The organism is Acinetobacter sp. SWBY1, assembly GCF_002946595.1.
Classification (GTDB): domain Bacteria; phylum Pseudomonadota; class Gammaproteobacteria; order Pseudomonadales; family Moraxellaceae; genus Acinetobacter; species Acinetobacter towneri.
Genome location: NZ_CP026616.1, coordinates 2773152 through 2787176, shown reverse-complemented (window position 1 = coordinate 2787176; position 14025 = coordinate 2773152). Strand labels below are relative to the sequence as shown.

Genomic DNA, 14025 nt, shown 5'->3' with positions numbered 1-14025 from the left:
TCATTTTAAAGCTTTTGCTCTAATTTCGACCAATTGATGCAGAATGAAAAGCAGCTTTATGTAAAAATCGAATGATGACCATTCATTAAATCAATAATCATTCTTTATAAAATTTAAGCTATAAACATATGTTTTAATTAAAAATAATTAAAATAAATAATGCCCATATTTTTTTTAAATAATGATAAATAGAACACAAAAAAGTTGTAAGCCCATGTTTCATATATGTTATTCATTATTTATATGGGTATTTTTCACATAAAGCTAAATCAAGCCTATGTCTTATTTTTTTTATGTTTTTGTGCTTTAATACAGCCACTTTTTTTTCATATTTCATCTGAACCATGTACCCCATCGTTCAGATTGTACTTTGTACACGACTTGTACACATTTAAGATAGGCCTCACCATGACCCAAGTGAACGCACCAGAATTCGTTCGTCACCCTAAGCTTATTGCATGGGTTGAAGAAATTGCAAAGTTAACGAAACCAGCAAAAATTGAATGGTGTGACGGTAGCGCAGAAGAATATCAACGTCTAATCGACTTGATGATCGCTAACGGCACCATGCAAGCATTAAACCAAGAAAAACACCCTGGTTCGTACCTTGCAAATTCTGATCCTTCTGACGTTGCTCGTGTTGAAGACCGTACTTACATCTGCTCTGAAAACAAAGAAGATGCTGGTGCGACAAACAACTGGGAAGCGCCAGCTGAAATGCGCGCTAAATTAAACGGTTTATTCGACGGCTCAATGGCTGGTCGTACCATGTATGTGGTTCCATTCTCTATGGGCCCATTAGGTAGCCACATTGCGCACATCGGTATTGAATTAACTGACTCTCCTTATGTTGCTGTCAGCATGTCTAAAATGGCTCGTATGGGTAAAGCTGTTTATGACGTATTGGGCACAGATGGCGAATTTGTTCCTTGCGTACACACTGTGGGCGCACCATTGGCTGAAGGCGAAAAAGACGTTGCTTGGCCATGTAACAAAGAAAAATACATCGTACATTATCCAGAAACTCGTGAAATCTGGTCGTATGGTTCTGGTTACGGCGGTAACGCATTATTGGGTAAAAAATGCTTAGCGCTTCGTATTGCTTCTGCAATGGGCCGTGAACAAGGCTGGTTAGCAGAACACATGCTTATTTTAGGCGTGACCAATCCACAAGGCGAAAAACACTACATCGCTGCAGCATTCCCTTCTGCATGTGGTAAAACCAACTTTGCGATGTTAATTCCACCTGCAGGTTACGAAGGCTGGAAAATTGAAACCGTAGGTGACGATATTGCTTGGATCAAACCAGGTGAAGATGGTCGCTTATATGCAATTAACCCAGAAGCTGGTTTCTTCGGTGTTGCTCCTGGTACAAACACCAAGACTAACCCGAACTGTATGGCAACTCTGCACAAAGACGTGATTTATACCAACGTTGCTGTGACTGACAACGGCGAAGTATGGTGGGAAGGTCTATCTAAAGAAGTTCCTGCAAACCTAACCAACTGGAAAGGTCAACCACACACTGGCGCAGAAAAAGCAGCTCATCCAAATGCGCGCTTCACTGTTGCAGCAGGTCAATGCCCTTCTATCGATGCTGACTGGGAAAATCCAGCAGGTGTTCCAATTTCAGCGTTCATCTTCGGTGGTCGTCGTGCAGACACAGTGCCTCTAATTTCAGAAGCATTTGACTGGGTAGATGGCGTATATAAAGCAGCAACGATGGGTTCTGAAACTACTGCAGCAGCCGTTGGTCAACAAGGTATTGTACGCCGCGACCCATTTGCAATGCTTCCATTTGCTGGTTACAACATGGCAGACTACTTCTCTCACTGGTTAGAAATGGGTGAGAAAGTTGGCGAAAAAGCAAAAGCTGCAGGCAACAAATTACCAGGTATTTACAACGTAAACTGGTTCCGTCGTGATGCAGAAGGCAACTTCGTATGGCCTGGTTTTGGTCAAAACATGCGTGTACTTGAGTGGATCATTGATCGTTGCGAAGGTCGTGCAGAAGCTGTTGAAACTCCAATTGGTTTTGTTCCAACGTATGAGCAATTGAACTGGACTGGTTTAGATTTCTCTAAAGAGCAATTTGAAACTGTAACAGCGCAAGACAAAGAACAATGGATCAAAGAGTTAGAAAGCCACACTGAGTTATTCAACAAACTTGGTGAGCGCTTACCTGCTGCATTGAAAGCACGTCAAGCTGCTTTACTTGAAGCGGTTAAGTCTGCGTAATTCAACGCTGATGGCTAAAAAAAGGTCACTTCGGTGACCTTTTTTATTGCCCTAATATTTTATGTGTTAAAAGCACCGAAATCCGCTCTTCAACAATCCCACCTGATGTGTAAATACTAAATAATACGAAGATTCAAGGTAAAAACATGACATCACAAGCACACGCTTATCAGCTCAAATATAGACAGCCTGCTACACCGCCAACAAAGCCATGCTTTGTCCTCTCAGCTATGGCATACTTAAAACAAGAACGAAATGACATCAAAAACATGGGACATGATCATGAATAAAACCATGAAGAATACAATGATTATTTTGGCTATGACGGGACTTGGGTTAGGTTTATCCGCTTGTCAAAGTTTGCCAGAGCAAAACGAGAATAGTTTTGTTGGCTATAAAGTCGAAAGCAAAACTGATCGCACTGCCGTATTGGCTTATACGCTTGCAGGACGTCAAAACCAACAGCGCGATGAAAGTAAATTACAGCGTGCCTGCCAAAAAGAACTTGGTGCGCATAAAACTTATCAATTGCGGATTTTAAGTATTAATGAAGTGGTGAATCCTGCAGCCAACCAACAAGACCCGTATGGTCGCCAACTTGGGCAAAGCCGCACCTCTATTGGCTTATCGAACACACCTGAGCTACATAGCAGTGAAAACTATGCTACACGTCAGGCCTTAGATGCTCGCCCAAGCACACTGCGCATTGTGCGTTATAGCTGCAATTAATTCGCGCCACAAAACTGGCTTCCTATAAGACGTGATGAGTTATCGCGTCTTATAAAAACTCACATTACGGAACTCTTTGGCTTCATCCAAATCTGGCCATGTGGTCGCGCTGCGTTCATCTATTTTTATATATTGTGGATGACTAAAGTTTTTCACTCGGCTGTCTGCCACCCAAACTTCTGGGGCGAACTTTAAGAACTCATCTAAAAAAAAGCGATTGCATTGATCATAAAGTACATCGGCAGCCAACAATACATCCACTTGTTCTGCTTTGTATAGATCATCTAAATATTCAAGCACCACATCATTCAATTCAGCATTGGCTCGACAGGCTGCAAGGCTAATGGGGTCAATATCACAACAAATTACCCGTTTGGCACCTGCCATTTTTGCAGCAATCGCCACCACGCCCGAACCTGCACCAAAGTCTAAAACGACTTTATTTTTTACTTGCTGCGGTTCTGCCAATAACCATTGCGCCATTGCAAGTCCTGAAGCCCAACAGAAAATCCAGTACGGCGTATCATTCCAAATACGACGAATCACTTCATCATCTAGCTTGTCGGTAGGAAATACTGGTGGAATAAGCCAAAGTGAAATAGGCGTTTCAGGCAATTGCTGTGCCAGTAATTCACAATTTGGAATTACATCATGTAAAGCATCTAAAAGATGTTCAGGGGCTTTAGGAAATTGAAAGGTACAGCTCATTGGATTTTTATTCGTTCTAATTTAAAAAGTTCCCTCTGCTTTTTTAAAGGAGAGGGAGCATTCATTATTTTTACAATGAATTCCCCACTCTTTTTTAGGAGAGTTAGGGAGAGAATTTTTAAGCCCTCATCCCAGCCTTCTCCCTGAGCCGTATACGGCGCAAGAGAAGGAGCATCCATTATTTTCACAATGAATTTCCCCTCTCCTGAGCAAAATTTAAAGCACTGCTTTTAAATTGAAGCGCAAGAGAGGGTTAGGGAGAGGTCTTCATCAACCTAACGCTTTCTCAGCCGCTTCAACCGTTTGACGAATCAAAGTTGTAATCGTCATTGGGCCAACACCACCCGGTACAGGCGTATATGCAGAAGCGATTTCTTCAATCCCTTGTAGTTGAATATCACCCACACCGCCACCATCACGTGGATGGAAACCGGCATCAACCACTACCGCACCCGGCTTAATCCAGTCTTTTTGAATCAATTCTGCTTTACCAACAGCACCCACAATAATGTCGGCCTGTTTTACAAAGTCTGCCAAGTTTTGTGTACGTGAATGGCAAGTTGTTACCGTTGCATTGGCTTCAAGCAGCATCGCAGCCATTGGTTTACCTAAAATTGCTGAACGACCTACAACAACAGCATGTTTGCCTGCAATTTCAATGTTGTTTTCTTTTAAAATGGTCATAATGCCTGCTGGCGTTGCAGAACCATAAGCAGCCTCACCCATCGCCATGCGCCCATAACCAAGGCAAGTCACACCGTCTACATCTTTTTCAAGCGAAATTGCATCAAAGCAAGCACGCTCATCAATTTGCGCAGGAACTGGATGTTGCAACAAAATACCGTGCACATCCGGATTCGCATTCAATTTTTCAATTTCTGCCAAAAGTTGTTCTGTGGTGGTTTCTGTAGGCAATTCCACCTTTAAAGAATCCATGCCCACACGGCGGCAAGCATTGCCTTTCATGCGCACATAAGTTGCAGATGCACCGTCATCACCGACCAAAATAGTCGCTAGAATTGGGGTACGACCTGATTTTGCTTTTAACGCTTCTACACGTGTTAACAGATCAGCTTCAATTTGTTTTGCCAATGCACGACCGTCTAAAATTAATGCCACGGCACATCTCCAAATGTTGATATGAATCAATTTTGCAAATAATACATGATTATTTAGACTATTTTATTCTATATGCCGAATTAATGTGCATCTGCTCATTTAATAGTATTGTTTTTTTTTCAGAGCTTGCTAATATACGCATCAACAAGACGTGGCGGGGTGGCAGAGTGGTCATGCAGCGGACTGCAACTCCGTGGACGCCGGTTCGATTCCGACCTCCGCCTCCAATCTTGTAAAACTATGCCCGAGTGGTGAAATCGGTAGACACAGGGGATTTAAAATCCCCCGCCCACAAAGCGTGCCAGTTCGAGTCTGGCCTCGGGCACCATTTTAAATCACATTAAAATGGTGCAAGTAAAGAACCCAGCATTTAGCTGGTTTTTTTATGCCTGCGATTTAGCCCTCTCCTATCCATATTCATTTCTCTGTATGACCTGCCTATGAAGCCCCAACAAGCACTGCTTTATGTGCAGCAATTACAGCAACAATACCCTGCTGCCTTTAAACAAAATATTTTGTTTTACGGTTTTATACAAAGCAAAGGCATGCTGGATGATTGGAAAGAAATGATTCCATGGGTCTTGGCCTGCCTGATTTTTATTCCTATTTCAATCAGTCTGGCGCACGGGATTCAAAACTTTGCACCGCAGTACGATGCCTTTCAAGCCAAGGCATTGGCGATTTTAGCCATCATGTTAGGTTTTATGCTGCTTCTACCTTATGTGTTGTATCAAATTAAACACAGTTCGGCATCGTGGTATCAACTACAGCAACATGCCACCATAAAAATAGCAGTATTGATTCTGCTACAAGCGGTAAATTTCGCCTATTTTCAGAGTGCAATTCTGCAAGGAGCTCTTTTCTTTTTTTGCATCAGTTTTGGTTTTGTACGTTTCTATAAAGAGAATATGTTCCGTGACCACATAAGCCTTGAACAAAAATATTGCTTAACGCAATTTCGCCGTGCTGCGTATTGGTCATATCGTCAAGCTGCTAAAATTCAAGATCGGATGTATTTTTCCAATAAAAATAGCCCTCGTTTTGCCCAATTGAATCAGCAATATCAACATGCAATTCAGTTACATCAACAACTGATGCAGGCTGAACACAATTTATGTAAAAGGATTAAGTACATAGATTTAGATAGTTATATTCAAGATAAACTCGATTAAAACATCACGCCAAACATCAGAAAGATTATCAAAAAACCGAGCAACTTAGGCTCGGTTTTCTGTAAGTATCAGACTGATTTTAAGCAGTTTTAGCGACATCAATGATTGGTTTTAAGTCTACACCATACTTCTGTTGATGACCACGCGTATCATCGAGTTTGTATTCACGTGCCTTAACCGTATCTATAAACTTCCAATCTGCAACCACTTGCGCACGATCAAAAGTCACCGTTAAATAACCACGTTGATTTAAGTTGCAATAATCCAGTTCATCAATCAGTTCTTGAAAGGCATATTCCAACGCTGCCATTTCGTCTGCAGGCACATTTAAGTAATACTCAATTCCGGGCGATGATACCGAGCTGGTCGCGAATTCCAACCCAACCTCATGATTTGTTTCATGTGTATGCAAGGTTGCAGCCCAAGCATTGTGAGTATCACCTGCCAACACCACTGCTTTTTTCCCAAGTTGCTGCAATGTCCCATACACAACTTCTCGCTCGTAGGCATAACCATCCCAAGCATCGAGGTTATAAGGTGCAACCGCATACAAACGTGCCTTATCTACTGCTGTCAAAGTTGGATCATTCGCTTTTAAACGCAATTTCAGCGTGACCAATTCTGTAATTTTCTGCTTCATTTGTGCAAGTGTTTCAGGTTGCTGATCACCATTGGTGATTTTCGCTAAAGGCAATAACAGTTCTTGTGGAATCAGCATTTTCGCCATCAACACTTGTTGAGCCAAAACATTCCAAGTAGCCTTAGACTGCCCCAACTGCTTTTGCAACCATTCTCGTTGAACTCCACCCATCAATGTGCGTTGATCACTAAATAAATCTGCCTGAAATTTAGCAGCATCAATACCTTCTGCCGTCATATAGTTAGCATAATCTAATTGCTTATGACGCGCCAAAATACGCGTATCCAGCATCATCAGATTCACCAAACCACCAAAATCAAACTGGCGATAAATATTCAAATGATCATTTTCTGCAACTGGACGAATTGGCATCCACTCGAAATAAGCCTGTAATGCCGCAATTTTACGTTCTATAAAGCTGCCTACACCTTCTTGATGATTATCTGCACCCGCTTCCCAAGTATCATTACTGAGTTCATGGTCATCCCAAATGACAATAAATGGATGGCGTTGGTGAGCAGTCTGCAAATCAGCATCGGTACGATATAAAGCATAACGTTTACGATAATCATCTAACTTGATAATTTCATTATCATTGTCTGCAGCAAAGGTACGTCCTAACTGTTTTGCATCGTCAGTCGCGTAGCCACCTTGTCCATACTCATAAATATAATCACCCAAGTGAATAATCACATCCAGATTGTTTTCCTGTGCCATTTCTTTATACACATGAAAATAACCTGCGGGATAGTTCGAGCAAGAACAGACCGCAAATTTCACTTGATCGCTGCGTTGTGGCAAGGTTTTGGTCTGTCCTATAGCAGAAACCGTATTACCAAAGCGGAAACGGTAATAATATTTAGTCCCTGCCTGTAAACGATCTGCGTCCACTTTAACAGTAAAATCTTGCGCTGCGCTGGTTTGTACTTTGCCAGTATTTACCAATTGCTTAAACGCCTCATCGCTGGCAATTTCCCAAACCACTTCAATGCATGCTGCCATGTCACTTGGCGTTACACGTGTCCATAAAATGATACGATCATGCAGCGGATCACCACTGGCGACACCATGCAAAAACTGCACCTTTAATGCATTTTCTGCTGTATTTTCATTGTCATCACCACATGCAGTTAATGCGACTGGCAATGACAACGCCCCAAAACCAGCCAAACTTTTTTGAATCAGCTCTCGGCGAGTTAAGCGAATGTTCATGAATATTCCTTTTATTTTTCTTGAGCGCTCAACATAGAAATTTATGATTTCGCTTTGATCTCAAATTCATGAAATATTGATGACAAACAGCAGAAATATACTGCAAACCGAACTTTTTTCAAGCTAATAAGTTGAATTGATTGAAAAGAAAGCAATTGTAAATAAATTTACTTGCCAAGATTTATTTCGTCCTCTATTATTGCGCACATGCCCGAGTGGTGAAATCGGTAGACACAGGGGATTTAAAATCCCCCGCCCTCAAAGCGTGCCAGTTCGAGTCTGGCCTCGGGCACCATTTTAATGAATCAAATCATTCAAATGGTGCAAATAAAGAACTCCAGCATTAAGCTGGTTTTTTTATGCCTAAAAAATATAATATTGAAAACGATAACACTTATGTGCCGATGATTTGAAATGTCTCTACAACGCTTTATCTTCTCTTTCAAATGGGTGATCTGTTTATGCTGCTTGCTCAGTTTTGCAAGCCATGCACAAAATCCCAGCCTTGAGTCAGCAACCGAATCCGTAAACCCAATTGAAACTGATGCAGAATTTTATGATGTTTTTGCAGGAACATTGCAATATAAAAATCAAGAATTACAATTACGTCGTTGCAGCTTAGGCAACAATTTATATTTATTAAATTTCCAAAATCCTGAAGAAGAAAAGCAACTCAAAACTTTGCTGCAACAAAATACAAAGTTTTGGGTCAATTTAATTGCACAGCCAAGTGAACACAATGGTCAATACACGCTAAATGTTCGGGAAATTGCAGAACTACATACACAGCAAAGTTGCCATTTGAATGATGTTTTGGATGATTTGTTAAATCATCTATAAGTGAAAGCTGAAAGAGAGTGTCTATCACCACTCTCTCGTTGCAATCAACTCTTCCATTTCAATCTCAAAATAGCCTTGCTCTTGCAGCACCATCATCATCGCCTCAGCAATATAATCTGCTGCGGTATCGTCCAAATCTGAATCTAGATCTTCAAATTGTGGTTTCATTTTATTGATGGCTTGCACGGTCTGGTCAGCAAAATGATAAATATCCGTTTCAGATAAATTGGATTTAGACACATGTTTTGCAAACTGTTGAATCAGTTGTTTTAACTCAGCAACCAAAATATCAGGATAAAACTCATCATCAAACATAGGGAGAAGTAAATCTGCAAACATACAGGCACTCAAAAATACAGAGATTCAAGCGTGCCTATATAGCATAAGCAGGGCTTTAATTCTAGCTTCACCCAAATCTACAAACAGCGATTAATTTGCCAACTGCATTGCTTGCCAAACTTTAATGGCATCAGACATGGCTTTCACATCATGCGCACGCACCATACAAGCACCTTGCTGAATACTGAGTAAATGAGCCGCTACTGAACCGACTGCACGCTGTGTTGGCTCTGCCCCACCTAAAGCTTCACCAATAAAACTTTTACGAGACAATGCCGATAAAATGGGATACCCCATACCATTGAGTTGATGCAACTCATTTAACAATTTCAAGTTTTGCTGTGCATTTTTAGGTAAACCAAAACCCGGATCAATCATGATATTTTCAGGCTTAACCCCTACCGCCAAAGCATCGGCGACACGCTGCTGCAATTCTGCAATTACATCTATAGTGACATCATCATATTGATCTAAATTGTTCATGGTAGTCGGTTCACCACGCATGTGCATAATAATCACGGGGATATTTAACTCAGCGGCTGTTTGCAACGCATTTGGACGGGTCAGTGCACGTACATCATTCCAGATGTGCGCCCCTGCAGCTACGGCAGCACGAATCACTTCAGGCTGTGACGTATCAATCGAAAGTACCACATCATAAGCAGATAAGGCTTCTACCACAGGCACGACACGACGAATTTCTTCTTCCACACTCACAGGACTGGCTCCCGGACGTGTAGACTCACCGCCAATATCAATCACGGTTGCACCTTCGGCCATCATTTCCAAAGCGCGTGCTACAGCCGCATCTTTTTCGTTATGTCGCCCACCATCACTAAATGAGTCTGGCGTCACATTTAGAATTCCCATCACATGCGGTTGAGATAAATCTAAACTTAAACGTCCACATTGCAATACACGTTTGGGTAATGGCATTAGCTGCATGCTGGTCTTCCTTTCAATTTGAAAAGCTTATTTTAACAAGGCTAATTTTAAAGATGTGGAATTCTTTTCGATGAGCGTCAACAGACCCTAATATTCCGGTCACAACTGCACATAAACCACACGAATAAAAAAAAGAGCCTTTATACAAAGACTCTTTTTTAACATCATGTGAGCTGATTAGCTCGCTGGTAATGGTGGCGGTGTGCTTGGACCATCGGTTGGTGTTACATCAATCACAGGATTGTCTGCAATATACACCTTCGGTGGCTGTGGCTCACGACCTTCCATTATGTCACGGATTTGGTCACGATCAATGGTTTCCCATTCCAACAATGCTTTTACCATTGCGTGGGCAATGTCTTGGTTATTTTCCAAAATATCGCGGGCAACTTTATATTGCTCATCAATAATACGACGAACTTCAGCATCCACTTGTTGCTGGGTGGCTTCAGAAATCGTACGGCTGCCTAAACTACCCATGAATGATTGTTGTGTATCGTCTTCATAGACCATTACGCCTAACTTGTCAGACATACCGTATTTGGTCACCATCGCACGTGCTAATTTAGTCGCACGCTCAAAGTCATTCGATGCACCTGTCGACATTTGATTAATAAAGACTTCTTCTGCAATACGACCACCAAACAAGATAGACAAGTCGTTCAGCATTTTGTCTTTATAATGGCTAGTTTGGTCATGTTCAGGCAATTGCCATGTCACACCCAATGCCCAACCACGCGGCATAATCGTCACTTTATGCACAGGGTCTGTACCCGGCAGCATTTCAGCAACAATCGCATGACCTGCTTCATGATAAGCCGTTGCACGACGTTCTTCTTCACGCAGCACCATCGACTTACGTTCAGGACCCATATACAACTTGTCTTTGGCATCTTCAAAGTCGTGCATATCCACCGTGTTTTTATTACGACGGGCAGCAAACAATGCAGCTTCATTCACAAGGTTCGCCAATTGCGCACCTGAAAAACCAGGTGTACCACGTGCCAAGACTTTGACATCCACACCTGTAACAGAAGGCAATTTTTTCAAGTGAACATTTAGAATTTGCTCACGCCCTTTAATATCAGGCAAGCCAACCATGACTTGACGGTCAAAACGACCTGGACGAAGTAAAGCTTTATCCAGTACATCGGCACGGTTTGTCGCAGCGATGACAATAATGCCTTCATTGCCTTCAAAACCGTCCATTTCAACAAGCATTTGGTTGAGTGTTTGCTCACGCTCATCGTGACCACCACCTGTACCTGAACCACGGTGACGACCCACCGCATCAATCTCATCAATAAAGATGATACATGGTGCATGACGTTTAGCTTGCTCGAACATATCACGGACACGAGAAGCACCTACACCCACGAACATTTCAACGAAGTCAGAACCAGAAATGCTGAAGAATGGCACTTTGGCTTCGCCTGCAATGGCTTTCGCCAATAAGGTTTTACCTGTACCCGGTGGACCCACCATCAACACACCTTTAGGAATAGTTGCACCTAAACGTTTGAATTTAGCTGGGTCTTTTAAGAAATCTACAATTTCAACCACTTCTTGTTTTGCTTCGTCACAGCCTGCTACATCGGCAAATGTGACTTTAATTTGGTCTTCAGACAACATTTTGGCTTTAGATTTACCAAAGCTCATCGGGCCGTTTTTACCACCTGCACCGCCACCCATGTTGCGCATAAAGAACATGAATAACAAAATGATTAAAAGTACAGGGAAACTTGCGATCAATAGTTGCATTAACAAACCTTGACGTTGAGGTGCAGTACCTTCAACAACAACGTTGTTTTTAATCAGATTCGGCATCAGTTCAGGATCTTGAACTGCTGGACGAATGCTTTCAAAGGACGAGCCGTTGACTTTTTCGCCACTAATTATTTCGCCATCAATTGTGACTTGCTTAATTTGACCAGCATTCACCGCTGTAACGAACTCTGAATAGTTCATTGCAGTTGGCTTTTCACTGTTATTGATGTTGCTGAAAATTAGAATCAGCACACCAAGTATAATCAGCCACAATACGGCATTCTTGAAGAGATCGCTCAAAGCTTTATTCCCATATCAATCTAATTTGATCATGCCCGTTACTGGGTGACCTTTCATTCAAAAAGCTGAAGATCAGCTAGACAATTCATTAAAAACGTACAAAATGCACAATTTTTAACGGCTTGGCAAGTAAACTTTATTTAGACGCTTTTTTACGTCCTTGTCCAATAAGGAATACTTCTTTGGAACGCGCCCGTGAAGCAGCGGGTTTTGCTGTCTTTAACACATCAAAACCGTCCACGACCTGTTTACGAAATTCGTCAAATCCCGAACCTTGGAACACTTTGACCACAAACTGACCATTAGGTCCCAATACACGGTTGGCAAAATCGAGAGCCAACTCACATAAGTAAATTTGACGCGGTTGATCTACAGCTTTATTACCTGATGTATTGGGGGCCATATCGGAAATTACAACGTCTACCGTGCGTCCGTTTAAAATATTTAACAATTTTTCGAACACTTCTTCTTCGCGGAAGTCACCTTGTAAAAAGGTCACATCTGGTAATGCGTCCATTTCCAAAATATCGGAAGCGATCACCAAACCTTTGTCGCCGACAAGTTTCCCTGCGATTTGCGACCAACTACCTGGTGCTGCACCTAAGTCCACCACCGTCATGCCCGGTTTGATCAGTTTATATTTTTCTTGAATCTCAAGTAGTTTGTATGCAGCACGTGCACGATACCCTTCTTTTTGCGCTCTTTTCACAAAGGGATCATCTAGGTGCTCTCTCATCCACGCACGACTACTTTTGGATAACTTTTGGTTGGTAATGCGTGTTGCCATAACTCTCTTAGTAACGAATAGCCATCTAAATTGCGATTGTACGTGAAAATTAGCAAGCTTGCAGTAGACATCTGTATCTAAATGCCAATAACTGACAAGTTTTTTCTATTAAATCCATCGCTTATTTCTGTACTGTGGCATAAAAAACCACACTCATCACTAATGGATAAACCTAAGCAAATGTTCAATTTTGATATTTTTGTACTGCTGCAAGATCGCGGATTATTTGCATAGAATTTACAGCGTTTCAAATTGGCTTTTGTTATACTAAGCCGTTTTTAAAATTAGGTTATCTTTATGGCGGCTCTCTCTATTCAGGAACGCAAGCGTTTACGTCAAATTGGTCATGCACTTAACCCTGTAGTGATGGTTGGCGGTCAAGGTTTGACTGAAAATGTAATTGAAGAAACCAACCGTGCTTTAAACGATCACGAATTGATTAAAGTTAAAATAGGTGGTGAAGACCGTGAAGTACGTGCAGCTGTAATTACTGAAATTGCTGCAGCAACAGGTTCTGAAGTGGTACAAACAATTGGTAAAATTGCTTTACTTTATAAAAAAGCAGCAAAACAAAATGCCAAGTTGTCAAATTTAGTTCGTCACGCTCATTTGTCTAACTAAGCTTATATGGCAAGTTACGAACTCAGCGCCTTTGATCGTCAGTTTCAAGCGATTTCTTTGGTCGGTGCAATTGAACAACAAAGTCCGTTTAGCTTAAATGTAGGTTATTGGCTGCGTGATCCGAATCAATGGGTCGAATGGCCTGCATTGGTGGCTTCACATCCGCGTCAGGACTTTTTGTGGGAACAGACCTGCTTTGAAATTTTCATTGGCGTTCAGGGCGTAGATTTTTATCGTGAAATCAATCTCTCCCCTTCTCAAGCTTGGCAAGCCTATGCCTTTGAAGAATATCGTTATCCTGAGCAAATGCCACCTGTGGCCGCTTATGATATTGAGTTGAATCAGCTAAAACGTACGCATTACGGTTTAAATGTCAGTTTGGATTTAACCGAATTTATGCTGAAACATAAACTGAAATGGACAGATTTGTTTATTGGGCTCACAGCTGTATTAAAAACCAGTCAAGGCGAGCAATTTTATGCCATGCAACACAGCAGCCCTGCCGCCGATTTTCATAATAAACGAGATTGGTTACATCAATTCTAATCTTGACTAGTTTCAAAATGCATAATTGGATTTTCATTTTGTACTTGAGCAGAAATTTGAAT

13 protein-coding genes and 3 tRNA genes are annotated in these 14025 nt (G+C 41.6%); 9 read left to right on the top strand and 7 right to left on the bottom strand.

Annotation, left to right across the window (positions count from 1 at the left end):
* The first annotated feature begins 408 nt into the window (after window positions 1-408).
* Window positions 409-2238 (top strand): phosphoenolpyruvate carboxykinase (GTP), encoded by a 1830-nt coding sequence (locus C3Y93_RS13450; RefSeq protein ID WP_004972137.1) that lies wholly within the window; start codon window positions 409-411, stop codon window positions 2236-2238.
* Window positions 2239-2532: 294 nt separating this feature from the next.
* Complete coding sequence (locus C3Y93_RS13445) at window positions 2533-2967, top strand: hypothetical protein (RefSeq protein WP_026438295.1); 435 nt, start codon at window positions 2533-2535, stop codon at window positions 2965-2967.
* A 39-nt stretch (window positions 2968-3006) separates the two neighbouring features.
* Here the strand turns inward: C3Y93_RS13445 and C3Y93_RS13440 are convergent, their stop codons facing one another.
* Window positions 3007-3675 carry a class I SAM-dependent methyltransferase gene (locus tag C3Y93_RS13440; protein ID WP_004972140.1) on the bottom strand — a complete coding sequence of 223 codons (669 nt, stop codon included), beginning with the start codon at window positions 3673-3675 and terminating at the stop codon, window positions 3007-3009.
* Window positions 3676-3945: 270 nt separating this feature from the next.
* Window positions 3946-4794, bottom strand: a complete 849-nt coding sequence (gene folD, locus C3Y93_RS13430) for a bifunctional methylenetetrahydrofolate dehydrogenase/methenyltetrahydrofolate cyclohydrolase FolD (protein ID WP_104488415.1) — start codon at window positions 4792-4794, stop codon at window positions 3946-3948.
* Window positions 4795-4947: 153 nt separating this feature from the next.
* Here folD and C3Y93_RS13425 point away from each other — a divergent pair.
* From C3Y93_RS13425 to C3Y93_RS13415, 3 genes are all read left to right on the top strand, one after another.
* Window positions 4948-5021: transfer RNA gene (locus C3Y93_RS13425), tRNA-Cys, on the top strand.
* 15 nt (window positions 5022-5036) lie between these two features.
* A tRNA-Leu gene (locus C3Y93_RS13420) sits at window positions 5037-5122 on the top strand.
* A 112-nt stretch (window positions 5123-5234) separates the two neighbouring features.
* The gene (locus C3Y93_RS13415; RefSeq protein WP_104853163.1) at window positions 5235-5966 is read left to right on the top strand and encodes a hypothetical protein; all 732 of its coding nucleotides are present in this window, start codon (window positions 5235-5237) and stop codon (window positions 5964-5966) included.
* Window positions 5967-6045: 79 nt separating this feature from the next.
* Here C3Y93_RS13415 and C3Y93_RS13410 read toward each other — a convergent pair whose 3' ends face one another.
* Window positions 6046-7818 carry an alkaline phosphatase D family protein gene (locus C3Y93_RS13410; RefSeq protein WP_104853162.1) on the bottom strand — a complete coding sequence of 591 codons (1773 nt, stop codon included), beginning with the start codon at window positions 7816-7818 and terminating at the stop codon, window positions 6046-6048.
* A 209-nt stretch (window positions 7819-8027) separates the two neighbouring features.
* On the opposite strand from C3Y93_RS13410, the gene C3Y93_RS13405 reads away from it, so the two are divergent.
* Both C3Y93_RS13405 and C3Y93_RS13400 read left to right on the top strand, forming a co-directional pair.
* Window positions 8028-8113, top strand: a tRNA-Leu gene (locus C3Y93_RS13405).
* 119 nt (window positions 8114-8232) lie between these two features.
* Window positions 8233-8658: a hypothetical protein gene (locus C3Y93_RS13400; protein WP_104853161.1), complete on the top strand. Its 426-nt coding sequence runs from the start codon at window positions 8233-8235 to the stop codon at window positions 8656-8658.
* Window positions 8659-8682: 24 nt separating this feature from the next.
* Here the strand turns inward: C3Y93_RS13400 and C3Y93_RS13395 are convergent, their stop codons facing one another.
* The 4 genes from C3Y93_RS13395 to rlmE form a co-directional block, all read right to left on the bottom strand.
* Window positions 8683-8997, bottom strand: coding sequence for a DUF5713 family protein (locus C3Y93_RS13395; RefSeq protein WP_019836758.1), 315 nt, complete (start codon window positions 8995-8997; stop codon window positions 8683-8685).
* A 90-nt stretch (window positions 8998-9087) separates the two neighbouring features.
* Window positions 9088-9942: a dihydropteroate synthase gene (gene folP, locus C3Y93_RS13390; RefSeq protein WP_104853160.1), complete on the bottom strand. Its 855-nt coding sequence runs from the start codon at window positions 9940-9942 to the stop codon at window positions 9088-9090.
* Window positions 9943-10119: 177 nt separating this feature from the next.
* On the bottom strand, window positions 10120-12009 hold the full coding sequence (gene ftsH, locus C3Y93_RS13385; RefSeq protein ID WP_104853159.1) for an ATP-dependent zinc metalloprotease FtsH: 1890 nt from the start codon (window positions 12007-12009) through the stop codon (window positions 10120-10122).
* A gap of 136 nt (window positions 12010-12145) precedes the next feature.
* Window positions 12146-12796 carry a 23S rRNA (uridine(2552)-2'-O)-methyltransferase RlmE gene (gene rlmE / locus C3Y93_RS13380; protein WP_104853158.1) on the bottom strand — a complete coding sequence of 217 codons (651 nt, stop codon included), beginning with the start codon at window positions 12794-12796 and terminating at the stop codon, window positions 12146-12148.
* A gap of 297 nt (window positions 12797-13093) precedes the next feature.
* Between rlmE and yhbY the strand changes: the two genes are divergently transcribed.
* Both yhbY and C3Y93_RS13370 read left to right on the top strand, forming a co-directional pair.
* Complete coding sequence (gene yhbY, locus C3Y93_RS13375) at window positions 13094-13417, top strand: ribosome assembly RNA-binding protein YhbY (protein WP_004972158.1); 324 nt, start codon at window positions 13094-13096, stop codon at window positions 13415-13417.
* A gap of 6 nt (window positions 13418-13423) precedes the next feature.
* Entirely contained in the window at window positions 13424-13963 is a 540-nt protein-coding gene (locus tag C3Y93_RS13370; protein WP_104853157.1) for a DOMON-like domain-containing protein, read from the top strand.
* The last annotated feature ends 62 nt before the right edge of the window (window positions 13964-14025 follow it).

Bases quoted from the DNA above. Each gene is read 5' to 3' on its own strand.
- C3Y93_RS13370 (WP_104853157.1), top strand. From the start codon at position 13,424: ATGGCAAGTTACGAACTCAGCGCCTTTGATCGTCAGTTTCAAGCGATT.
- folP (WP_104853160.1), bottom strand. From the start codon at position 9,942: ATGCAGCTAATGCCATTACCCAAACGTGTATTGCAATGTGGACGTTTA.
- C3Y93_RS13450 (WP_004972137.1), top strand. From the start codon at position 409: ATGACCCAAGTGAACGCACCAGAATTCGTTCGTCACCCTAAGCTTATT.
- C3Y93_RS13440 (WP_004972140.1), bottom strand. From the start codon at position 3,675: ATGAGCTGTACCTTTCAATTTCCTAAAGCCCCTGAACATCTTTTAGAT.
- rlmE (WP_104853158.1), bottom strand. From the start codon at position 12,796: ATGGCAACACGCATTACCAACCAAAAGTTATCCAAAAGTAGTCGTGCG.
- C3Y93_RS13415 (WP_104853163.1), top strand. From the start codon at position 5,235: ATGAAGCCCCAACAAGCACTGCTTTATGTGCAGCAATTACAGCAACAA.
- C3Y93_RS13395 (WP_019836758.1), bottom strand. From the start codon at position 8,997: ATGTTTGCAGATTTACTTCTCCCTATGTTTGATGATGAGTTTTATCCT.
- C3Y93_RS13445 (WP_026438295.1), top strand. From the start codon at position 2,533: ATGAAGAATACAATGATTATTTTGGCTATGACGGGACTTGGGTTAGGT.
- C3Y93_RS13400 (WP_104853161.1), top strand. From the start codon at position 8,233: ATGTCTCTACAACGCTTTATCTTCTCTTTCAAATGGGTGATCTGTTTA.
- yhbY (WP_004972158.1), top strand. From the start codon at position 13,094: ATGGCGGCTCTCTCTATTCAGGAACGCAAGCGTTTACGTCAAATTGGT.
- C3Y93_RS13410 (WP_104853162.1), bottom strand. From the start codon at position 7,818: ATGAACATTCGCTTAACTCGCCGAGAGCTGATTCAAAAAAGTTTGGCT.